The following is a 20,253-nucleotide window of genomic DNA, read 5'->3' as shown; positions in this document are numbered from 1 at the left end:
ACCGCGCCGTGCCGGGGAGGAGTCGCATGCCCGAGTCCTCCGTGGGCGCCTGGCTGCGCGGCATCCGCTTCTCCGGCTTCACCATCATCATGCTGGCCCTGGCGGTGCTCGCCGTCGTGGTGCTGGCCCCCACCCTCCGCGTCTGGGCCGAGCAGCGTGCCGAGATCGCGGCGCTCGAGGCCGACGTGGCCGCGCAGCGGGCCGACGTGCGCGACCTGCGCGCCGAGCGCGAGCGATGGGACGACCGCACGTTCGTCATGTCGCAGGCCCGCGAGCGCCTCTACTACGTGCTGCCGGGCGAGGTCAGCTACCTCGTGATCGACGACCTCGAGCCCGCCGACGTGGCCGAGGAGGCCGCGCCGATCTCGACCGAGGTCGAGCAGGCGCAGGCCGACTGGTCGCGCACGCTGCTGGCGTCGTTGATCGCGGCGGGCACCGCCACCGATGCATCCGAGGGAGACGGCTGATGCGACCACCGTTCGAGCAGGCGAGCGCACGCGACATCCGCGTCGTCTCCGCCCAACTGGGTCGCCCGGCGCGCGACGTCATCGGCATTCCCGCGCGCTGCGTCTGCGGTGCGCCGACGGTCGTCGCGACCGCGCCGCGCCTCGCCGACGGCACCCCGTTCCCCACGCTCTACTACCTGACCCACCCGGCGGCCACGGCGGCGATGAGCTACCTCGAGGCCGCGCACCTCATGGTCGAGTACGCCGAGCTGCTCGAGCAGGACGACGAGGTGCGCGCCGCGTACGTCGCCGCCCACGAGTCGTACCTCGCCGACCGCGAGAGCTTCCTCGTCGTGCCCGAGCTGCACGGCGTCTCCGCGGGCGGCATGCCCGTGCGCGTCAAGTGCCTGCACGCGCTCGCCGCCCACGCGCTCGCCGCCGGCCCGGGCCTCAACCCCATCGGCGACCTCGCGCTCGAGGCGTCGTCGTGGAAGCCGACCGTGTGCGTCTGCGTCGACTACGGCGTCGACGACGAGCCGGATGCCGCGGGCGGCACGCCCGACGACGGAGCCTCGTGAGCCCGGAGCATCCGCCCCGCCGTCGTTCTCGTCGCGCCGCCCGCCGCCTGGCCCGCGTCGTCGCGACCGCGACCGCCGTCGCCGTGCTGGTCGCGGTGCCGCTGCCCGCGCAGGCCGACACCGTGCGCGACCGCCAGTACTGGCTCACCGACTACGGCTTCACCACCGCCTGGCAGACCACGCAGGGCGCGGGCGTCACGGTCGCAGTCATCGACACCGGCATCGACTCGTCGGTCACGGAGCTGGCGGACGCGGTCGTCGGCGGCACGGATGTCTCGGGCATCGGCTCGCCCGACGGGCAGACGCCCGTCGGCGACGACGCGAACCACGGCACGTGGGTGGCGTCGCTGCTCGCCGGCCGCGGCACGGGCGAGGGCAACGGCGTGATCGGCGTCGCCCCGCAGGCCGACCTGCTGTCGATCTCGGTCGCGTTCGGCCAGTCCGACGAGGGTGCCGTGAGCACCGACGACCAGATCGCCGCGGGCGTGCGCTGGGCGGTCGACAACGGCGCCGACGTGATCAACATGTCGCTGACCCGCAACACCCGCGACTGGCCGGAGAGCTGGGACGACGCGTTCGGCTACGCCTTCGCCAACGACGTGGTCGTGGTCGCTGCGGCGGGCAACCGGGGGAGCGGCACGACCGAGGTCGGCGCACCCGCGACGATCCCGGGCGTGCTGACCGTCGCCGGCGTCGACATCGACAAGGAGGTCAGCTTCGACGCGTCCTCCCAGGGCATCACCATCGGGGTGTCGGCGCCGAGCGAGGAGCTCGTCGGCGTGCAGCCCGGCAACGCGGGCTACGTGCTCTGGGAGGGCACGAGCGGCGCGGCGCCGCTGGTCAGCGGACTCGTCGCACTGGTGCGCTCGGCGTACCCCGACCTCGACGCGAACAACGTCATCCAGCGGGTCATCGCGACCGCCGACCCCGACGGGCACGAGGTGCCGAGCCCGCTCTACGGCTACGGACTGATCGACCCGCCCGCGGCCCTCACCGCCGAGGTCGAGCCGGTGAGTGCGAACCCGATGGGCGACCTGTCGCAGTGGGTCACCATCCACCGCCGGGCCGACCTGCCGACGGGCGGCGAGGAGGTGGACGACGAGGAGCAGGAGGTCGTGCCGTTCCCCGACCCGCCGGAGCCGCAGTCGCGCGTCGCGCTCACGCTGCTGCCGACCCCCTCGAGCCTCGCCTACATCACGCTGCCGCTCGCCCTGCTGCTGGGGTTTGGTACGCTGGCAACGCTGTTGGGCATCGGTGCCACTCGGCATATCCGGCGCACGTCGCGCCATGAAACGTGACCGCGGTCGGGAGTACAGTGTTCGCACGCCCCCACGCACCCACCAACTGAGGAGTTCATTCACCGTGCCCAAGATTCTCATCGTCGGTGGCGGCTATGCCGGGTTCTACACCGCGTGGAAGCTCGAGAAGTGGCTGCGGGCCGGAGAGGCCGAGGTCACGGTTGTCGACCCGCTTCCCTACATGACCTACCAGCCGTTCCTCCCCGAGGTCGCCGCCGGCTCGATCGAGCCGCGTCACTCGGTGGTGGCGTTGCGTCGTCACCTGCGCAAGACCAACGTCGTCACCGCCAAGGTCACCAAGATCGACCACGCGTCGAAGCAGGCGACCATCTCGCCCGAGGGCGCCGACGACTACCAGTTCGACTACGACATCGTCGTGGTGACCGGCGGCGCCGTCTCGCGCACCTTCCCCATCCCGGGCATCGCCGAGAACGCCTACGGCCTGAAGACCGTCGAGGAGGCCGCCGCGATCCGCGACCGCCTGCTCACCAACTTCGACAAGGCCGCGAACCTGCCGGCCGGCCCCGAGCGCGACCGCCTGCTGACGGTCGTCGTCGTCGGCGGCGGCTTCGCCGGCATCGAGGTGTTCGCCGAGCTCCGCTCGTTCGCCAGCTCGCTGCTCGAGTTCTACCCGCAGCTGAGCTTCGACGACACGCACTTCCACCTCATCGAGGCGATGGGCCGCATCATGCCCGAGGTGTCGCTGCCCACGAGCCACTGGGTCATCAAGCACCTCGCCCAGCGCGGCGCCGAGATCCACCTCGACACGCAGCTGAAGTCGGCCGTCGACGGCCACATCGAGCTCTCGACCGGCCGGACCTTCGACACCGACCTCATCGTGTGGACCGCCGGCGTCATGGCGAACCCGCAGATCGTGCGCAACAGCGACCTGCCCGTCGAGGAGCGCGGTCGCATCGTCACCCGCCCCGACCTGCGCGTGGGCGACGAGGACGACATCGTCGAGGACGCCTGGGCGGCCGGCGACATCAGTGCCGTGCCCGACCTCACCGGCGGCGGCGTCGGCGGCTTCTGCGTGCCGAACGCCCAGCACGCCGTGCGCCAGGGCAAGCTGCTCGCGAAGAACATCGTGGCGGTGCTGCGCGGCGAGGAGCCGAAGCAGTACGTGCACAAGAACCTCGGCGCGGTCGCCGGTCTCGGCATCGGCTCGGGCGCATTCCAGTCGGGCAAGTTCGCCATGAAGGGCCTCATCGCCTGGTTCGCCCACCGCGGCTACCACGGCCTCGCCATCCCGAGCTGGGAGCGCAAGCTCCGCGTCTTCTGGGGCTGGTGGAACAACTTCTGGCTCGGCCGCGACATCGTCTCGCTCGAGGCCCGCGAGCACCCGCGTGCCGCGTTCGAGGAGTTCGCCGCGCGCCCGAAGCCCCCGGCCGCGGAGGCCCCGAAGGCGCCCGCCGCGAAGAAGCCCCGCACGCCCGCGAAGAAGCCCGCCGAGGCGGCAGCCGCCAAGTAGCGGTTCGCCCCTCGTTCGAACGCGCCGCCCGCCTGCATCACGCAGGTCGGCGGCGCGTTCGCGTTCGCGTTCGCGGGCTGCCGCGAGGCATCCGCTCGGTAAGGTGAGGGCGCGGCCCGCCGCCGCGCTCCCGTAGCCCAACTGGCAGAGGCAGGCGACTTAAACTCGCCCGAGTCTGGGTTCGAATCCCAGCGGGAGCACCGTGCCCGCGCCTTCGCGGGAAATTCTTCGATCGGCGTGCATCCGAACACCTGCCTCGGCCGGAACTACAGGTAATCGGGTCGTCAGGCACCCGCCGATTGAAAGGGAAAGTCCAATGAAGCGCATTCTCGCCACCGGATTCATCGTCGGCCTCGCTGTGGTCGGCTTCGCCGCACCGGCGCAGGCCGCGGGCCACATGGGCCCCAACGACAACGCCTGCTTCGGGCAGGTGCACAAGACCATCAACACCGTCGGCGCGCTCGGCTTCACGAACGTCGGCGACGTCGTCAAGGCCGTCGGCGGCCAGGCCAAGAACGCCACCGCCACGGGCGTCTGCGCAGCGGCCGACTGACACGCCCCCTGGGGGAACGGGGGAGCCGTCGGCGGCTCGGAGCGCGAGCTCCGGGCCGTCGGCGCTGCCCGCGCTCGGTGCGGCGCCGCGCCGCGACTCGGCGCTCACCGCACGCGCCGTCGATGCAGCAGCAGCGCCACCGTCCAGGCGACCGCGAGGATGCCCACGAGCCACGCCAGCGCGACCCAGAGGTCGGCGCCGACCGGCGCGCCCGCGAACAGCGCGCGCAGCGAGTCGACGATCGCCGTGACCGGCTGGTGCTCGGCGAACCACGCGACGGGCGCCGGCATCGAGTCGGTCGGCACGAACGCCGAGCTGATGAACGGCAGGAAGATGAGCGGATAGCTGAACGCGCTGGCGCCGTCGACCGACGTCGCCGAGAGGCCCGCGATCACCGCGAGCCAGGTGAGGGCGAGCGTGAACAGCACCAGGATGCCGGTGACGGCGAACCAGGCGGCGACGGATGCCCCGGTGCGGAAGCCCATCAGCAGCGCGACGCCGACCACGATGGCGACCGACGCGAGGTTCGCGACGAGCGAGGTGAGCACGTGCGCCCAGAGCACGCTCGAACCCGCGATCGGCATCGTGCGGAAGCGGTCGAAGATGCCGCCCTGCAGGTCGAGGAACAACCGGTACGCCGTGTAGGCGACGCCGGACGCGATGGTGATGAGGAGGATGCCCGGCAGCAGGTAGTCGACGTACGACACGTTGCCGCCCACATCGATCGCCCCGCCGAGCACGTAGACGAACAGCAGCAGGAGCGCGATCGGCGTGACGGCGGTGGTGAGGATGGTGTCGGGGCTGCGGAGCACGTGCCTCAGCGAGCGGCCCGTGAGCACGCGGGTGTCGGCGAGGGCGTGGGAGGTCATGGGCGTTCCGTTCCGGTGGCAGGGGAGGAGGAGGCATCCGTCGACCGGTAGCCCACGACCGCCAGGAAGACCTCCTCGAGCGACGGCTGCCGCTCGACGACCTCGACCGCCGCGGGCGGCAGCAGCCGCCGCAGCTCGTCGAGGGTGCCCTCGTGCAGGATCGTGCCGTCGTGCAGGATCGCGATGCGGTCGGCGAGGCGCTCCGCCTCGTCGAGGGTCTGCGTGGTGAGCAGCACGGTGGTGCCGGCCGCGGCGAGCGAGGCGATCGTGTCCCAGACCTCGATGCGCGCCTGCGGGTCGAGCCCGGTCGTGGGCTCGTCGAGCACGATGACCGGCGGGTCACCGACCAGGCTCATCGCGATGTCGAGGCGCCGCCGCATGCCGCCCGAGTAGGTGGCGACGCGCCGGTCGGCGGCGTCGGCGAGGGCGAACCGTGCGAGCAGGTCGTCGGCGACGGCGCCCGGGTGCGGCAGGTGGCGGAGGCGCCCCACGAGCACGAGGTTCTCGCGCCCCGTGAGCACCTCGTCGACCGCGGCGAACTGGCCGGTCAGGCTGATCGATGCGCGCACCCGGCCGGGGTCGCCCGCGACATCCGCCCCCAGCACCGTCGCGGTGCCCGCATCGGCGTGCAGCAGCGTCGAGAGGATGCGGACCAGGGTGGTCTTGCCCGCCCCGTTCGCGCCGAGCAGGGCGAGGATGCTGCCCGCCGCGACGTCCAGGTCGACCCCGCGCAGCACGTCGACGTCGCCGAACGACTTCTCGATGCCGCGCAGGCGGATGGCGGTGGCCACGGTCATGCCTCCTCGTCGGTGCGCGGGGCCGCCGGGTCCGAGCTGGCCGGCTCCGAGCCGGTCGGGGCTGAGCTGGTCGGGGCTGAGCCGGTCGAGCCCGATGTGGTCGAGCCCGATGTGGTCGAGCCCGGGGCATCCGCCTCCTCGGCGCCCTCGAAGGCGGCGACCAGGCGTGCGCGCTCGCGGTCGATCCACTGCTTCCCGGCGTAGGCGCGCGCGAAGTCCTCGGCGAACCCGACGGGGTCGTCGCCGGCGATGTCGCGCACGGGCGTGCCGTCGACGGCGGCGCGCTCCCACAGGTCGGCGAGGTCGCCGAACATCGTGATGAGCGTGTCGCCGTCGGTGATGCCGCCGGCGTACATGAGGTAGCGGTGCATGCCCTGCGCGGCGGTGCGGTACGGCTCGGGGAGCCCGGCGATGCGCGCGCGGTCCTGTCGGTACTGCTTCTTCTGCTCGAGCGAGCCCGTGAGGGCCTCGATCCACTTGGCGGCCATGTCAGCGCGCTCCTTCGTCGTCGGTGATGCTGTCGTCGGTGGTGATGTCGTCGTGCGGCGCATCGCCCGGCGCCGGCCGGAGGTGCCCGATGCGGTCGGCGAGGAAGTCCCAGCCCGCCCAGAACTCGGCGAGCACCGCACGGCCCGACGCATTCAGCGAGTAGACCTTGCGGGGCGGGCCCTTCTCCGAGGGCACCTTCACGACGTCGACGAGCCCGCGCTGCTCGATGCGTACGAGCAGCGCGTAGACGGTGCCCTCGGCGATGTCGGCGAAGCCCTGCTCGCGCAGGCGTGCGGTGATCTCGTACCCGTAGGCGGGCCGCACCACGAGCAGCGCGAGCACGATGCCCTCCAGGGTGCCCTTGAGCAACTCGGTCATCTGCTTGCCCACGATCGCCGTCCCGTCGGTCATCTGTCGCGCTAGGTACTGGTAGATAGTAACGCCGAGTACCGGTACTTGGCAAGACCGAGTAGCGGATCTCGATACACTCACCCCGAACGGGGACATCCGAATCGATCGGGCGGAGGGGCCGAATGGCGGAGGTAATCGAGATCGAGGGGCTGCACAAGCACTTCGGGAAGGTGCGGGCCCTCGACGGCCTCGACCTGCGACTGCGCGAGGGGCAGGTGCTCGGCTTCCTCGGGCCGAACGGCGCCGGCAAGTCGACGACCATACGCGTGGTGCTCGGGCTGATGCGCAAGACCTCCGGCTCGGTGCGCCTGTTCGGCGAGGACCCGTGGTCGCACGCCGTGCGCCTGCACCGCCGCCTCGCGTACGTACCCGGCGACGTGGCGCTCTGGCCGCAGCTCACCGGCGGGCAGTGCATCGACGTGCTCGCCTCGTCGGGGCCGCCGACGGATGCCGCGCGCCGCGAGTCGCTCATCGAGCGATTCGACCTCGACCCCACGAAGCGCATCCGCGACTACTCCAAGGGCAACCGGCAGAAGGTCGCCCTCGTCGCCGCGTTCGCCGCCGACGCCGACCTGCTCGTGCTCGACGAGCCGACCTCGGGACTCGACCCGCTCATGGAGGAGGTCTTCCGCGCGTGCGTGCAGGAGCGCGCGGCGGCGGGCGCATCCGTGCTGCTGTCCAGCCACATCCTGAGCGAGGTCGACGCGCTCTGCCAGGACGTCGCCATCGTGCGCCGCGGCCGCATCGTGCGCGACGGCAGCGTCGCCGAGCTGCGCAGCCTCTCGCGCACCGCCGTGCACGCCGTGACCCGCACGCCCGCACCCGAGCTCGACCACCCGTCGGTGTCGGGCGTCGAGCGCACGCCCGTCGGCGACGGCACGGAGCTGTCGTTCTCGGTCGACCCGGCCGCGCTCGACGACGTGCTGCCGCCCGTGCTCGCCGCAGGCGTGACCGCGCTCACGGTGCGACCGCCGAGCCTCGACGAGCTGTTCCTCAGCGAGTACGAGGACGTCGGGTGACCACCGCGACCGCGACTCCCGCCCAGGCGACGACCCGCCACTCAGGCGGCGGCTTCCGCGCCGTGCTCGGCGTGCAGCTGCGCACCGGGTGGAAGGCGCCCGTCATCTGGGTGGCCGGGCTCGTGGGCGGCTACCTCGCGACCGTGGCCGCGGTCGACGGCACCTACCCCACGCCCGAGCAGCTCGCGACCTACGACGCGACGGTCGCCTCCGACCCCGCGATGGCCGCGATCAACGGCACGCCCTACGGCGCCGACACCCTCGGCGGCGTCGCGGCGAACGAGTTCGGCTTCATCGCGGCGATCGCGGTGCCGCTCATGGGGCTGTTCCTCGTCACCCGCCAGACCCGGGCGCTCGAGGAGACCGGGCTGCTCGAGCTGCTGCGCTCACGCGCGGTCGGGCGACGCGCGCCCTGGTCGGCAGCGGTGCTCGTCGCGCTGGTGGCGCTGACGTTGGTGGGCGCGGGCATGGCGGCCGTGCTGCTCGCCTACGGGGAACCGGCCGACGCCGCATGGCGCTACGGCGCCTCGATGGCCGGCCTCGGCGCGGTGTTCGCCGGGCTCGCGACGTTCGTCGGCCAGCTCGTGCGCCGGGCCGCCGGGGTGACCGCGGTCGGCATCGTCGTGCTCGGCGGCGCGTACCTGCTGCGCGCGGTCGGCGACGTGCGCGACAACGCATGGAAGTGGCTCTCGCCGCTCGCCTGGCAGCAGGAGACGCGCCCGTTCACCGACGACCCCCGCATCTGGCCGCTGCTGCTGGCGCTCGGCGTGGCGGCGGCCCTCGTCGTCGCCGGGCTCGCGCTCGTCGGCGGACGCGACCTGGGCGCGGCGGTGGTGCCGTCGCGCACGGGTCCGCGGCGCGCGGGCCGGTTCCAGGCGTCCACCCTCGGGCTCGCCGTGCGCGCCCACGTGCCCGCCGGCGTCGGCTGGATCGCCGGCGCCGCCGTGGTGGGCGTCGTGTTCGGCGCGTTCACCGACGACATCGCCGACGCGGTCGCCGCGAACCCCGCGCTCGCCGGCATGCTCGGCGCCGACGCGGCCGATTCCGTGAACGAGTCGTACGCGGGCCTCACGCTGCTGATCCTCGCCTACATGGCGATCGGATGCCTCGTGCAGGCGATCGGCCGCCTTCGCGCCGAGGAGACCGGCGGGCGCCTCGAGCCGACGCTCGCGCGCGCCGTGCGCCGCTCCGGCTGGCTCGGCACGCACGCCCTCACGGCCGCGGTGCTCGCGTGCCTCGTGCTGCTCGCGGGCGGCGCCGGACTCGCCTGGACCTCGGGCGACCGGGTCGACGGGGTGGCCGCGGCGACCATCGCGTACCTGCCGGCGCTGCTGGTCTTCGGCGGTGTCGGGATGCTGCTGCTCGGCGCACTCCCGCGGTTCACGAGCGTGCTCTGGCTGTTCGTCGCCTACGCCGTGTTCGCCGACCTGCTCGGCGGCACGCTCTCCATGCCCGACCAGGCGCTCGCGCTCTCGCCGACGCACGTGGTCGGCGACGTGCCCGCGACCGACGTCGACGGAGCGGCCGAGGCGTGGCTCGGCGCGGTCGCCGCCGCCACGGCGCTCGTCGGGCTCCTGGCGTTCCGCCGTCGCGACGTGCCGAGCTGAGCGAGGCCCGCCGGAGGCATCCGCTCGCCCCTCGCCCGAGGCCGACTCAGGCGAGCAGGTCGAGGTAGCGCAGCAGCACGCCCTCGCGGAGCGCCCACGGCGAGACCTCGAGCTCCTTCACGTCGAACGCCCGCATGGTCTCGGCGAGCACGACGCCGCCCGCGACGATCTGGAACGTGCGGTCTGCCGTGATGCCGGGCAGCGCCGTGCGCGCGTCGGCGGGGATCTTCGCCAGACGCGGCACCCAGTCGTCGAGCTGGCTGCGACGGAGCAGGCTCCGCTCGTTCGTGCCGATGCCGTCGACGACCGATCCGGCGAGCCGGGCGAGCGAGCGGATCGTCTTCGACGAGCCGACGACGTGCGCCGGCGCGGGCAGGTCGGCGAACGCCTCCCGCGCCTCGCCCAGCACCTCGGCGGCGTGGGCGCGCAGCGCGTCGAGCTCGTCCTCGGTGGGCGGGTCGTGCGGCAGGAAGCCGATGGTCGAACGTCCGGCGCCGAGCGGCACCGAGATGGCCACCTCGGGCTGCTCGTCGCCGCCCGCGGCGATCTCGAGCGACCCGCCGCCGATGTCGAACAGCAGGATCTGCTCGGCCGACCAGCCGTACCAGCGGCGCACGGCGAGGAAGGTGATGCGCGCCTCGTCCTCGCCCGAGAGCACCCGCAGCTCGACGCCGGTCTCGCGTTCGATGAGCGCGAGCACCTCCTCGCCGTTGCGTGCCTCGCGCAGCGCCGAGGTCGCCAGCGGAAGCAGCTCCTCCACGCCCGCCTCCTCGGCGGTCGCGACGGCGCCGCGGATCGCCGTGAGGATGGCGTCGACGCCCTCCTGCGTGATGGCACCGTCGGCATCGAGGTACCGCATGAGCCGCAGCACCGACTTGTGCGATGCGCTCGGCACCGGCGCGGCGCCGCGATGCGCATCGACCACGAGCAGGTGAACGGTGTTGGAGCCGACGTCGAGCACTCCCAGTCGCATGCTGCGACCCTATCGGGGTGCGGCCTCCCGGCGCTCGGCGACCCACCGGCGCAGCCGCACGCCCGCGGCCACCGCGGTGACCACCCCGAGGCCCGCCGCGATGGCGGGGGCGATGACGGGCAGGGCCGACTCGGCGTAGCGCATCGACAGGAGCAGGGCCACGAGCACCCCGGTCACGAGCGCGAGCAGCCCCCAGGCGAGGGGCGATCGGTCCATCACGGCGCGTCCGGCCGAGTGCGGCAGGGGCACCAGCAGCGCCGCGGCCGAGGTCGCGCCCGAGAGCGTGACGACCGTGAGCACCTCGGTGGCGAGGGTGAGGGTCGCGCCCGTGCCCGACGGGAGCGCGGCGACGCCGATCCAGGCGAGCCCCGACAGCGCGAGCAGGCCGGCGATGCGCAGCACCGCGACCAGCCCGCGCACCGATGCGGGGGAGTGGCCGTCGAAGCGCACGCCCGTCACGACCCCGAACAGCACGATCGCCTCCAGCCCGACCACGCGGGCGAGGAACGAGGCGACGGCGACGAGCACCAGGCCCCACGGAGCGGCGACGGGGCGCGCCCGGGCGGGCGGCACCCGGCGCATGACGAGCGCCGGTACGACGGATGCCACGAGGTTGACGATCGCGAGCCCGATCGTGATGGCCAGCAGCGTCCGCAGGGCCGTCGCGAGGCCCGCGACGGGCGTGGTGATGAGCGACAGCAGCGCCGCACCGACCACGCACGCGGCGATGGCCGCGCTGCGCCCGACGGGCACCGACGGCGTGTGGTCGTAGTCGTCTGCGGGGTGGTGGCGCCCGGCGACGTGCGCCGCGGTGCGGGCGGCACCGGGCCCCGCGGGCACGAGGCGCGCCGGCAGTGCGACGACCAGGATCGCCACGACCGCCGCGAGCAGGGCTCCGAGCCAGGGGAGGGCGCTCGTCGCCGCTGCGCTGGGCAGCGCGGTCGTGAGCCCGGTCGCACGACTCCAGTCGCTCGCGGCGGCGGGCGCCCCGTCGTCGACGAACGGGGCCGCGACCACGATCTGCGGGGTCGGCGACGCGGTCGGGTCCGTGCTGGAGGCGCCGTCGGTCGCGCGCGTCCCGCCGTCCGCGTCGGCGGCCGGATCATCCGTCGCCCCCGTGCCGACCTCCTCGGCGACCGCACCGTCGCCGACGAGCAGGGTCAGCGCCGACGGCCGGCTGATGTTGCCGACCGCGTCGGACTGCAGCACGGTGAGCACGTGCGATCCGTCGCCGAGCGATCGGATCGCGCAGGCCCACGAACCGTCGCCCGCCACGGTGGTCGAGCACAGCTGCGCGCCGCCCTCGTACAGGGTGACCTCCGCGCCGGGCTCGCCCACGCCCCGTGCCGTGGTCGCGCCCGTGGCCAGGCGCGTGCCGTCGCGCGGGCTGCCGACGAACGGCGCAGCGGGCGCCGACTGGTCGACCCGGTACGCGATGGGCGCGCTCGCCGCCGAGTGACGGGGTGCGCTGAAGCCCGTGGACTGGGTGGCCCGCACCTGTCGCTCGGCGCCGCTGCCGCCGGCGAGCACGCACGACCACTCGCGGGAGGTGCCCGCGGTGGCGGCGCAGGAGCCGCCGGTCTGGTCGGACACGTGCACCTCGGCCCCGGGGTAGGCGAGGCCGGTGACGGTGCCGTCGGTCGCGCCCGACGGCACGCGCACGAACGGCGGCCCGAGCACGGCGACGGTGATCTCGTCGGACGCGGTGCCCGCCGCGGTGTCGGTCGAGGCGCGGATGGGCACGCTCGGCCCGTCGGGCAGCGTCACACGGCACGACCACGCGGTCGACGGCTCCGCGGGCACCACGCAGAGCGGTCCGCCGCCGCTCGGGTTCGAGATCGTGACCTGGGCGCCGGCCGGTCGGGTGCCGGTCACGGTCACGGTGCGGTCGAGCACGAGGCTGCCGTCGGCGGGTGCGTCGATCGCGGGGGTGAGTCCGGGCGGGTCGCCGGGTGCGGCGCTCGCGGGAGCGGCGACGAGGGCGGATGCGGCGGCCAGCGCGAGGGCGGACGCGGCGAGCGCGATGCGCCGGCGCAGGGGCATCCGCCTGCCGTGTACCGTGGCGCGTGGGCCTCCGCCGCGCACGCCGACGGACGCGGCGACGTCGGCCGCGGTGCGGTGCCCCTCGACGTGCATGCGTCCCCCACGACGATTCTCCCATCGCATGTGGATCGCGGGTGCCAGGTGACGCCGGATTGCGGCATACTGGGCCGAACTGGGTCGGATGACCCAGTCGAGGGGAGCTGACGGATGCCTCGGATGTCGGCCGCGGACCGCCGCGACGCGCTCGTTCGCGCCGCCCTGCGCGTCGTCGCCCGCCGGGGGCTCGCGCAGGCGACCACCCGTGCCATCGTCGCCGAGGCGGGCATGTCCCTGGCCAGCTTCCATTACGCCTTCGCCTCGCGCGACGAGCTCGTCGACGCGCTCATCGCCCACGTCGTGGGCGCCGAGGGTGCCGCGATCCTCGGCGACGAGAACCCCGGCGCCGAGGTTCCCGGCGCCGAGATCCCCGGCGCCGACGTCGGCGAGGTCGTGCGGCTCGGGCTCCGCCGCTACCTCGACCACCTCAGGCAGGACCCCGACGCCGAGCAGGCGATGCTCGAGCTCACCCAGCACGCCCTGCGCGATCCGGCCCGGCACGACGTCGCGCGCCGCCAGTACGCGCACTACCGCGAGCTCGCCGAGGCGTCGCTCGAGGTCGCGGCCGAACGCGCCCGCGTCACCTGGACCCGCCCGGTCGCCGACATCGCGGGGCTGGTCGTCGCCATGACCGACGGCATCACCATGACCTGGCTGGTGACCCGCGACGACGCGGTCGCCGAGGCCGCCATCGACCTGCTCGCCGAGACGGTCGCCGCCGCCGCCCGCCCCACCGACCCCCACGCTGCACCGGGCGCCTCGCCCGAGACGGGAGCACCCCAGTGACCTTCGACCTCGCGCCCCGACCCGACGCCGTCGGCCGCCGACCCGATGCGGTGCGCGTCGCGGAGGAGCTCGACGGCGCGACGACGGGACTCGACGCCCCGCTCGGAGCGCTCCACCTCCACGCGCTGCGCTGGAACGCCGCAGACCTGCTCCGGCGCGCGAACGGCGTGCCGATCCGCGTGGCCACGAAGTCGATCCGCTCGCGGGCGGTGATCGAGTCGCTGCTCGCCGTGCCCGGCTTCGAGGGCGTCATGGCCTACACCCTCCCCGAGGCGCTCTGGCTCGCGAGCACCATCGACGACGTGCTCGTCGGGTACCCGACCGCGCACCGCTCCGCGATCCGCTCGCTCGCCATCGACCCCGAGCTGGCCCGCCGCGTGACGCTGATGGTCGACTCCGAGGCGCAGCTCGATGTCATCGACCAGGTGCTCGCGCCCTCGCGGCGCGAGGTCGTGCAGGTCTGCCTCGAGCTGGACGCCTCGTGGCGGGTCGCCGGGCTCGGCCACGTCGGCGTGCGGCGCTCGCCCGTGCGCACGCCCGCGCAGGCGGGCGAGCTCGCCGCGCGCATCGCGGCCCGGCCCGGGTTCCGGCTCGTCGGCGTCATGTCGTACGAGGCGCAGGTCGCGGGCGTCGCCGACGGGGCATCCGGCCCGACCGGTGCGTTCATCCGCTGGATGCGGGAGCGCTCCATGGCCGAGCTCCGCGCCCGGCGCACGGCAGCGGTGGCGGAGGTGGCGCAGCACGCGGAACTGCGCTTCGTGAACGGCGGCGGCACGGGTTCGCTCGAGCTGACGACCGACGACCCGGCCATCACCGAGCTCGCCGCGGGCAGCGGCCTGCTCGCCGGCCACTACTTCGACGGGTACGCCGGCTTCACGCCCGCGCCCGCGTCGGCGTTCGCCCTCGACGTCGTGCGACGACCCGACCGCCGCCACGCCACCCTGCTCGGCGGCGGCTGGATCGCCTCCGGTCCCGCCGGACCCGACCGCTCGCCGCTGCCGGTGCGCCCCGCGGGGCTGTCGCTCATCGAGCGCGAGGGCGCGGGGGAGGTGCAGACGCCCGTCACGGGCGCCGCCGCGGCCGCCCTGCGACCCGGCGAGCGCGTCTGGTTCCGCCACGCGAAGTCGGGGGAGCTCAGCGAGCACCTCGACGTGCTCCGCGTCGTGCACGCCGGCACCGTCGTCGACGAGGTCGCCACCTACCGCGGCGACGGGAAGACCTTCCTGTGACCGCGAGCGGCGGCACCTGGCGCAACTGGGGCCGCACCGAGCGCGTGCGGCCGCAGCGCGTCGAGCGCCCGGCGACCCCCGAGGCGGTGCAGCGCGCCGTGCAGGCGGCGGGCCGAGCGGGCATGCGCATCAAGCCGGTCGGCGCGAGCCACAGCTTCAGCGGCATCGCCGTGGCGCCCGACGTGCAGCTCGACCTCGACGACCTCTCGGGCCTGGTCGACGTCGACCGGGCCGCCGTGCGCGCGACCCTGCTCGCCGGCACGCGCCTGTTCCGGGTGCCCGCGCTGCTCGCGCCGCACGGCCTCGCGATGCAGAACCTCGGCGACATCGACCGGCAGTCGATCGCCGGAGCGACCTCCACCGGCACGCACGGCACCGGCGCCGCCTTCGGCGGACTCGCCACCCGCATCGCCGGTGCCCGGCTCGTCACCGGCACGGGCGAGCTGCTCACCGTGAACGAGCACGAGCACCCCGAGCTGCTGCCCGCCGTGCGGCTCGGCCTCGGCGCACTCGGCGTGCTCGTCGAACTCACGATCGACCTGGTGCCCGAGTTCGTGCTCCACGCGTCCGAGGCGCCCGCGCCCCTGGACGAGGTGCTCGAGTCGTGGGAGGAGCGAGTCGCGGCCGCCGACCACTTCGAGTTCTACTGGTTCCCGCACACCTCGACGGCGCTCACGATGACCAACACGCGGATGCCCGGCGACGCGGAACGCCGCCCGCAGCATCCGCTCGCCCGCTTCGTCGACGACGAGCTCGTCGCCAACGGCGCGGTCGGCGCCGTGAGCGTGCTGGGCCGCGTCGCCCCGCCGCTCACGCCCTCGGTGGCGAAGGTCGTCGAGCGCCTGCTCGGCACGCGCGAGTGGAGCGACCGCTCCGCCGACGTCTACGCCTCGCGCCGTGCCGTGCGGTTCCGCGAGATGGAGTACGCGCTGCCGCTCGCGCAGGTGCCCGAGGCCTTCCGCGAGGTGCGCTCGCTCATCGAGCGCCGCGGCTGGCGGGTGAGCTTCCCGATCGAGGTGCGCGCGGCCGCGCCCGACGACGTCTGGCTGTCGACCGCCTACGAGCGGCCCACCGGATACATCGCCGTGCACCGGTACTTCCGCGAGGACCCGACCGAGTACTTCGCGGCCGTCGAGGAGATCATGGTCGCCCACGGCGGCCGCCCGCACTGGGGCAAGATGCACACGCGCGACGCCGCGTACCTCCGGCAGGCGTACCCCCGGTTCGACGACTTCCTGGCGGTGCGCGACCGGCTCGACCCCGACCGCCGGTTCGCGAATCCGTACCTCGATCGGGTGCTCGGGACCTAGGCCCCGTTCCGGGGCTCGGAATCGGCCCACAATCAGGGCAGGCCCACAGGTAGCGCACAGCCCGCCGAGTAGGATTGTGCACATTCCGCACGTTTGCATGTCGCAAGGAGCACATCGCCATGGAATGGCTGATCCCCGTCCTCATCATCGTCGCGATCGTCCTCATCGTGGGCATCTACCTGTGGGCGACGTACAACTCGCTGGTCACCCTGAACGTGCGCGTCGACGAGGCGTGGAGCGACATCACGGTCCAGCTCAAGCGCAGGGCCGACCTGCTCCCGAACCTGATCAACACGGTCAAGGGCTACGCCGCGCATGAGAAGGGCGTGTTCGAGGCCGTCACCAAGGCGCGCGCCGAGACCCTCTCCGCGCAGGGCCCGGCCGAGGCATCCGCCGCCGAGAACCACATGCAGCAGGCGCTGAAGTCGATCTTCGCGGTCGCCGAGGCGTACCCGCAGCTGCAGGCGAGCCAGAACTTCCTCCAGCTGCAGGCCGAGATCGTCGACACCGAGGACAAGATCCAGGCCGCGCGCCGCTTCTACAACGGTGGCGTGCGCGAGCTGAACACCAAGATCAAGGTCTTCCCGAACACCCTGTTCGTGCGGGGCCTCGGGTTCCACGAGCGCGAGTTCTTCGAGGTCGACGAGCCGGCGGCGATCGCCGAGCCCCCTCGCGTGCAGTTCTAGGCGCCGGGCGTAGATGTACCGCGCGATCGCGAAGAACAAGCGCAACACCGTCTTCATCATCATCCTGTTCCTCGCCATCATCGGCGGGCTCGGATGGCTGGCCGCATACGTGTACCAGAGCTGGGCGATCCTCGTCTGGACGGTGCTGTTCTCGATCGGCTACGCCGTGTTCCAGTACTTCATGGCCGACCGGCAGGCGCTGTCGATGTCGGGCGCCGTGCAGGTGCGCTCGAAGGCCGATCACCCGCGCCTCTGGCGCACGGTCGAGAACCTGTCGATCGCGACCGGCACGCCCATGCCGAAGGTCTACATCGTGAACGACCCGGCGCCGAACGCGTTCGCGACCGGGCGCGACCCGGAGCACGCCATCGTCGCGGCCACCACGGGGCTGCTCGACATCATGGACGACTCCGAGCTCGAGGGCGTCATGGCGCACGAGCTGGGCCACGTGCGCAACTACGACATCCGCGTCTCGATGATCGTGTTCGGGCTCGTCGTCGCCGTGGGCTTCATCGCCGACATGTTCATCCGCATGGCGTTCTTCGGTCGCGGCAACAACCAGAACCCGATCGTCTTCGTCGTCGGCCTCGTCGCGATGCTGATCGCCCCGATCGTCGCCACGGTCGTCCAGCTGGCCGTCTCCCGGCAGCGCGAGTACCTCGCCGACGCCACCGGCGCGATGACCACCCGTCACCCCGAGGCCCTCGCTCGCGCCCTCGAGAAGCTCGGCGCCTACGGCCGGCCCATGCGCAAGCAGAACTCCTCGATGGCGCACCTCTGGATCGCCGACCCGATGAAGCCCGGCGTCATCGACCGCCTCTTCGCGACGCACCCGCCGATTCCCGAGCGGGTCGAGCGCCTGCGCACCATGGGCGGCTCGTTCTAGTTCCAGACGCGTCGATTCCCTGCGCTCTCGCGGGAGTTGGGCTGCGCTTGAGTGCCATTTCTGGGGCTGAGGGCTGAAGCTTCAGCCCTCGGGCCAAGGAATCGCCCTCAAGCGAGAAGTGGCCCTCGGGCGGGCGCGGGCGAAGGCCGGAGGCGCGGGCGGGGGTCAGGCGCGGGCGGGAGGGGAGGCTAGGCGCGGGCGAGCTCGGATGCCACCGCGGGCGCGAGCGTGCCGCGGCCGGTGACCGCGATTCCGTCGAGGCCCTGCCAGGCGGCGGCGTCGCGCAGCAGCGGCACGAGGCGGGCGGCGGTCTCCTCGGGGGCATCCGCTTCGGCCCATGCCGACTGCACCCGCAGCACGCCCGCCTTGCGGTCGGCCTTGAGGTCGACGCGGCCGACGACCTGCTCGTCGACCAGCAACGGCAGCGAGTAGTAGCCGAACACGCGCTCGGGCTCGGGCGTGTAGATCTCGATGCGGTAGTGGAAGTCGAACAGCCGCTCGGTGCGCGGCCGGAACCACACCACCGGGTCGAACGGCGACAGCAGCGCCGCCGCCTCCACGCGACGCGGACGGCGCGCGTCGGCGTGCAGCCAGGCGCGGCCGGGCCGCCCGTTCACGCCCCAGCCGGGCACGGTCACCGGCAGCAGCACCCCGGCGTCGGCCAGCTCGCGGATCGCGGGCTTCACCCGGGCCTGCAGCATGCGCCAGTAGTCGGCGAGGTCGGCCTCGGTGGCGATGCCGAGGGCGGATGCGGCACGCTCGACGAGCACGCGCACCTGCTCGTCCTCCGGCGGCGACGCGTCGAGCAGCTCGCCCGGCAGCGCCTGTTCGGGCAGCGCGTAGACGCGCTCGAACCGCACCCGCTCGACGCACACGACCTCGCCGGTGCGGAACATCCACTCGAGCGTGCGCTTGACGTCGGACCAGCCCCACCACGGCCCGCGCCGCTCGTTGGCGTCGTGCTCGATCTCGCTCGCCCGCATCGGGCCGTTCGCGCGCAGCTCGTCGAGCAGCCAGTCCGACAGCGACCGGTTCTCCGTGACGTACCCGCCCCAGTCGCTGCCCTTCTCGAGGTACGCGGCGCGACGGAACCCGAAGTGCGGCCACAGCTCGCGCGGCACGAACGCGGCCTGGTGCGCCCAGTACTCGACGAGCCGGCCGCGACGGCCGTGGGAGAGCCGGTCGAGGCCGGCACGGTCGTACGGGCCGAGTCGGCTGAGCGCCGGCAGGTAGTGGCTGCGCTCGAACACGTTGACCGAGTCGATCTGGAGCAGCCCGAGCCGGTCGACCACGCTGCGCAGCTGCCGGGTGCCGGGTGCGTCGGGCCGCGGGCGGCCGAAGCCCTGCGCGGCGAGCGCGATGCGGCGCGCGAGCGCCGGCGAGACGGAGTCGACCATGATGCCGTGAGCGTACCGGTCACCACCCACATCGGGGGGTCCGCTTCCATGCGCCCGCCGACATGCACCGGTCATAGACTGAGGCGATGGCGGATGCGCGGGGAAGCCGGTGGGGGTCGATGTTCGGACGCAAGCGCGATGCAGACGTGCCCGAGACACCGGAGATCGAGGAGTCGATCCCGCCCGCGATGCGTCTCGCCGCGGCCTGGTCGTGGCGCCTGCTGCTCGTCGGCGCCGTGCTCGCCGTCGTCATCTTCCTGATCATCCAGCTGCGGCTCATCGTCATCCCGCTGCTCGTGGCGGTGCTGCTCGGCGCGCTGCTCGTGCCCTTCGTGCAGTGGCTCATGCACCACCGCTGGCCCAAGTGGCTGGCGGTCACCGTCGCGATGCTCGGCACCCTCGCGGTCGTGGCGGGCCTGCTGACGCTCGGCATCAGCCAGATCGTGCGCGGGTTCGACGAGCTCGCCGCGCAGACCGCCGTCGCCTGGACCGACCTGCAGGACTGGCTGCTCTCCGGGCCGTTCCACATCACGCAGCAGCAGATCGACGACTTCATCGCCCAGATCGTGCAGACGGCCCAGGAGGACAGCGGCATCTTCATCTCGGGCGCGCTGTCGGTCGGCAGCACGCTCGGGCATTTCCTCGCGGGCATGCTGCTCGCGCTGTTCGCGACGCTGTTCATCCTGATCGACGGGCGCGGCATCTGGAACTGGCTCGTGAGCGTCATGCCGCGGCGCGCGCGTGCCGCGGTCAACGGTGCGGGGGAGGCCGGCTGGTCGACGCTGCGCAACTTCGTGCGGGTGCAGATCCTGGTCGCGACCATCGATGCGATCGGCATCGCCACCGGCGCGTTCCTGCTCGGCGTGCCGCTCGCGATCCCCATCGGCATCCTCGTCTTCCTCGGCTCGTTCGTGCCGTTCGTCGGCGCGATCGTGACCGGGGCGCTGGCGGTGTTCGTCGCGCTGGTCTACAACGGCTGGGTCATCGCACTGCTCATGCTCGGGGTCGTGCTGCTCGTGCAGCAGATCGAGGGCCACGTGCTGCAGCCGCTCATCATGGGCACCGCCGTCAAGGTGCATCCGCTCGGCGTCGTCGTCGCGGTCGCCACCGGGTCGCTGCTCGCGGGCATCCCCGGAGCCCTGTTCGCGGTGCCGGTCGCAGCCGTGGCCAACGTCATGGTGCTCTACGTGTCCAGCGGCGTGTGGAAGAATCAGGCTCCCCCGCCCGCCACGATCCGGTCGCCGCTGTGGACGACCGTGCCGCAGGAGGTGCGGGGATTCACTCGAAGGAAGCGGAACACGAAATGACC

Annotated in this window: 19 protein-coding genes, 1 tRNA gene and 1 pseudogene; 14 read left to right on the top strand and 7 right to left on the bottom strand. The window is 73.2% G+C overall.

Translation table 11 applies throughout. The annotated features are described in order from the left end of the window. Positions 1-26 precede the first annotated feature (26 nt). The 6 genes from ABZK10_RS17050 to ABZK10_RS17025 all read left to right on the top strand — a co-directional run bounded on the left by ABZK10_RS17050 (position 27) and on the right by ABZK10_RS17025 (position 4,346). On the top strand, positions 27-467 hold the full coding sequence (locus ABZK10_RS17050; RefSeq protein ID WP_353810478.1) for an FtsB family cell division protein: 441 nt from the start codon (positions 27-29) through the stop codon (positions 465-467). Continuing rightward, entirely contained in the window at positions 464-1,024 is a 561-nt protein-coding gene (locus tag ABZK10_RS17045) for a DUF501 domain-containing protein (protein WP_353810569.1), read from the top strand. Before ABZK10_RS17050 ends, ABZK10_RS17045 begins: the two co-directional genes overlap by 4 nt. After that, complete coding sequence (locus ABZK10_RS17040) at positions 1,021-2,322, top strand: S8 family serine peptidase (protein ID WP_353810477.1); 1,302 nt, start codon at positions 1,021-1,023, stop codon at positions 2,320-2,322. Before ABZK10_RS17045 ends, ABZK10_RS17040 begins: the two co-directional genes overlap by 4 nt. 64 nt (positions 2,323-2,386) lie before the next feature. Further along, a complete protein-coding gene (locus ABZK10_RS17035) occupies positions 2,387-3,793 on the top strand; it encodes an NAD(P)/FAD-dependent oxidoreductase (RefSeq protein WP_353810476.1) in 1,407 nt (468 codons plus the stop codon). A 126-nt stretch (positions 3,794-3,919) separates the two neighbouring features. Further along, a tRNA-Leu gene (locus ABZK10_RS17030) sits at positions 3,920-3,993 on the top strand. A 116-nt stretch (positions 3,994-4,109) separates the two neighbouring features. Continuing rightward, a complete protein-coding gene (locus tag ABZK10_RS17025; protein WP_353810475.1) occupies positions 4,110-4,346 on the top strand; it encodes a hypothetical protein in 237 nt (78 codons plus the stop codon). Between the two features lie 104 nt (positions 4,347-4,450). On the opposite strand, the gene ABZK10_RS17020 is transcribed toward ABZK10_RS17025, so the two are convergent. From ABZK10_RS17020 to ABZK10_RS17005, 4 genes and pseudogenes are all read right to left on the bottom strand, one after another. After that, the gene (locus ABZK10_RS17020; RefSeq protein ID WP_353810474.1) at positions 4,451-5,215 is read right to left on the bottom strand and encodes an ABC transporter permease; all 765 of its coding nucleotides are present in this window, start codon (positions 5,213-5,215) and stop codon (positions 4,451-4,453) included. Beyond that, complete coding sequence (locus ABZK10_RS17015) at positions 5,212-6,012, bottom strand: ABC transporter ATP-binding protein (protein WP_353810473.1); 801 nt, start codon at positions 6,010-6,012, stop codon at positions 5,212-5,214. Before ABZK10_RS17015 ends, ABZK10_RS17020 begins: the two co-directional genes overlap by 4 nt. Positions 6,013-6,140: 128 nt before the next feature. After that, positions 6,141-6,500 (bottom strand): annotated as a pseudogene (locus tag ABZK10_RS17010) (DUF1048 domain-containing protein); the annotation flags it as partial. 1 nt (position 6,501) lies between these two features. Next, on the bottom strand, positions 6,502-6,891 hold the full coding sequence (locus ABZK10_RS17005) for a PadR family transcriptional regulator (RefSeq protein ID WP_353810568.1): 390 nt from the start codon (positions 6,889-6,891) through the stop codon (positions 6,502-6,504). A gap of 143 nt (positions 6,892-7,034) precedes the next feature. On the opposite strand from ABZK10_RS17005, the gene ABZK10_RS17000 reads away from it, so the two are divergent. Continuing rightward, on the top strand, positions 7,035-7,931 hold the full coding sequence (locus ABZK10_RS17000) for an ABC transporter ATP-binding protein (protein ID WP_353810472.1): 897 nt from the start codon (positions 7,035-7,037) through the stop codon (positions 7,929-7,931). Continuing rightward, positions 7,928-9,538: an ABC transporter permease gene (locus ABZK10_RS16995; protein WP_353810471.1), complete on the top strand. Its 1,611-nt coding sequence runs from the start codon at positions 7,928-7,930 to the stop codon at positions 9,536-9,538. The genes ABZK10_RS17000 and ABZK10_RS16995 overlap by 4 nt, the downstream gene beginning before the upstream one ends. Before the next feature lie 46 nt (positions 9,539-9,584). Here the strand turns inward: ABZK10_RS16995 and ABZK10_RS16990 are convergent, their stop codons facing one another. After that, positions 9,585-10,511, bottom strand: a complete 927-nt coding sequence (locus ABZK10_RS16990; protein WP_353810470.1) for a Ppx/GppA phosphatase family protein — start codon at positions 10,509-10,511, stop codon at positions 9,585-9,587. A 9-nt stretch (positions 10,512-10,520) separates the two neighbouring features. Further along, positions 10,521-12,647 carry an Ig-like domain-containing protein gene (locus ABZK10_RS16985; protein ID WP_353810469.1) on the bottom strand — a complete coding sequence of 709 codons (2,127 nt, stop codon included), beginning with the start codon at positions 12,645-12,647 and terminating at the stop codon, positions 10,521-10,523. Between the two features lie 123 nt (positions 12,648-12,770). On the opposite strand from ABZK10_RS16985, the gene ABZK10_RS16980 reads away from it, so the two are divergent. The 5 genes from ABZK10_RS16980 to ABZK10_RS16960 all read left to right on the top strand — a co-directional run bounded on the left by ABZK10_RS16980 (position 12,771) and on the right by ABZK10_RS16960 (position 17,547). After that, positions 12,771-13,436 carry a TetR/AcrR family transcriptional regulator gene (locus ABZK10_RS16980; RefSeq protein ID WP_353810468.1) on the top strand — a complete coding sequence of 222 codons (666 nt, stop codon included), beginning with the start codon at positions 12,771-12,773 and terminating at the stop codon, positions 13,434-13,436. Further along, the gene (locus ABZK10_RS16975) at positions 13,433-14,665 is read left to right on the top strand and encodes an alanine racemase (RefSeq protein WP_353810467.1); all 1,233 of its coding nucleotides are present in this window, start codon (positions 13,433-13,435) and stop codon (positions 14,663-14,665) included. Before ABZK10_RS16980 ends, ABZK10_RS16975 begins: the two co-directional genes overlap by 4 nt. Continuing rightward, positions 14,662-15,975 carry a D-arabinono-1,4-lactone oxidase gene (locus tag ABZK10_RS16970; RefSeq protein ID WP_353810466.1) on the top strand — a complete coding sequence of 438 codons (1,314 nt, stop codon included), beginning with the start codon at positions 14,662-14,664 and terminating at the stop codon, positions 15,973-15,975. The genes ABZK10_RS16975 and ABZK10_RS16970 overlap by 4 nt, the downstream gene beginning before the upstream one ends. A gap of 119 nt (positions 15,976-16,094) precedes the next feature. Next, positions 16,095-16,661: a LemA family protein gene (locus ABZK10_RS16965; RefSeq protein WP_353810465.1), complete on the top strand. Its 567-nt coding sequence runs from the start codon at positions 16,095-16,097 to the stop codon at positions 16,659-16,661. A gap of 13 nt (positions 16,662-16,674) precedes the next feature. Continuing rightward, complete coding sequence (locus ABZK10_RS16960; RefSeq protein ID WP_353810464.1) at positions 16,675-17,547, top strand: M48 family metallopeptidase; 873 nt, start codon at positions 16,675-16,677, stop codon at positions 17,545-17,547. Between the two features lie 188 nt (positions 17,548-17,735). On the opposite strand, the gene ABZK10_RS16955 is transcribed toward ABZK10_RS16960, so the two are convergent. Then, positions 17,736-18,944, bottom strand: a complete 1,209-nt coding sequence (locus ABZK10_RS16955) for a winged helix-turn-helix domain-containing protein (RefSeq protein WP_353810463.1) — start codon at positions 18,942-18,944, stop codon at positions 17,736-17,738. Between the two features lie 86 nt (positions 18,945-19,030). Between ABZK10_RS16955 and ABZK10_RS16950 the strand changes: the two genes are divergently transcribed. Next, entirely contained in the window at positions 19,031-20,251 is a 1,221-nt protein-coding gene (locus ABZK10_RS16950) for an AI-2E family transporter (RefSeq protein WP_353810462.1), read from the top strand. Positions 20,252-20,253: the final 2 nt, after the last annotated feature.

Origin of the sequence: Agromyces sp. SYSU T00194 (assembly GCF_040496035.1) — a bacterium.
GTDB classification, from domain to species: domain Bacteria; phylum Actinomycetota; class Actinomycetes; order Actinomycetales; family Microbacteriaceae; genus Agromyces; species Agromyces chitinivorans.
The sequence above is the reverse complement of the archived record's forward strand: the minus strand, read 5'-3'. Positions and strand labels throughout refer to the sequence as shown.

Excerpts from the sequence above, each read along its gene's own strand:
- ABZK10_RS16965 (WP_353810465.1), top strand. The coding sequence starts at position 16,095 with ATGGAATGGCTGATCCCCGTCCTCATCATCGTCGCGATCGTCCTCATC.
- ABZK10_RS16985 (WP_353810469.1), bottom strand. The coding sequence starts at position 12,647 with ATGCACGTCGAGGGGCACCGCACCGCGGCCGACGTCGCCGCGTCCGTC.
- ABZK10_RS17050 (WP_353810478.1), top strand. The coding sequence starts at position 27 with ATGCCCGAGTCCTCCGTGGGCGCCTGGCTGCGCGGCATCCGCTTCTCC.
- ABZK10_RS17015 (WP_353810473.1), bottom strand. The coding sequence starts at position 6,012 with ATGACCGTGGCCACCGCCATCCGCCTGCGCGGCATCGAGAAGTCGTTC.
- ABZK10_RS16960 (WP_353810464.1), top strand. The coding sequence starts at position 16,675 with ATGTACCGCGCGATCGCGAAGAACAAGCGCAACACCGTCTTCATCATC.
- ABZK10_RS17020 (WP_353810474.1), bottom strand. The coding sequence starts at position 5,215 with ATGACCTCCCACGCCCTCGCCGACACCCGCGTGCTCACGGGCCGCTCG.
- ABZK10_RS17000 (WP_353810472.1), top strand. The coding sequence starts at position 7,035 with ATGGCGGAGGTAATCGAGATCGAGGGGCTGCACAAGCACTTCGGGAAG.
- ABZK10_RS16950 (WP_353810462.1), top strand. The coding sequence starts at position 19,031 with ATGGCGGATGCGCGGGGAAGCCGGTGGGGGTCGATGTTCGGACGCAAG.
- ABZK10_RS17025 (WP_353810475.1), top strand. The coding sequence starts at position 4,110 with ATGAAGCGCATTCTCGCCACCGGATTCATCGTCGGCCTCGCTGTGGTC.
- ABZK10_RS16990 (WP_353810470.1), bottom strand. The coding sequence starts at position 10,511 with ATGCGACTGGGAGTGCTCGACGTCGGCTCCAACACCGTTCACCTGCTC.
- ABZK10_RS16955 (WP_353810463.1), bottom strand. The coding sequence starts at position 18,944 with ATGGTCGACTCCGTCTCGCCGGCGCTCGCGCGCCGCATCGCGCTCGCC.
- ABZK10_RS16980 (WP_353810468.1), top strand. The coding sequence starts at position 12,771 with ATGTCGGCCGCGGACCGCCGCGACGCGCTCGTTCGCGCCGCCCTGCGC.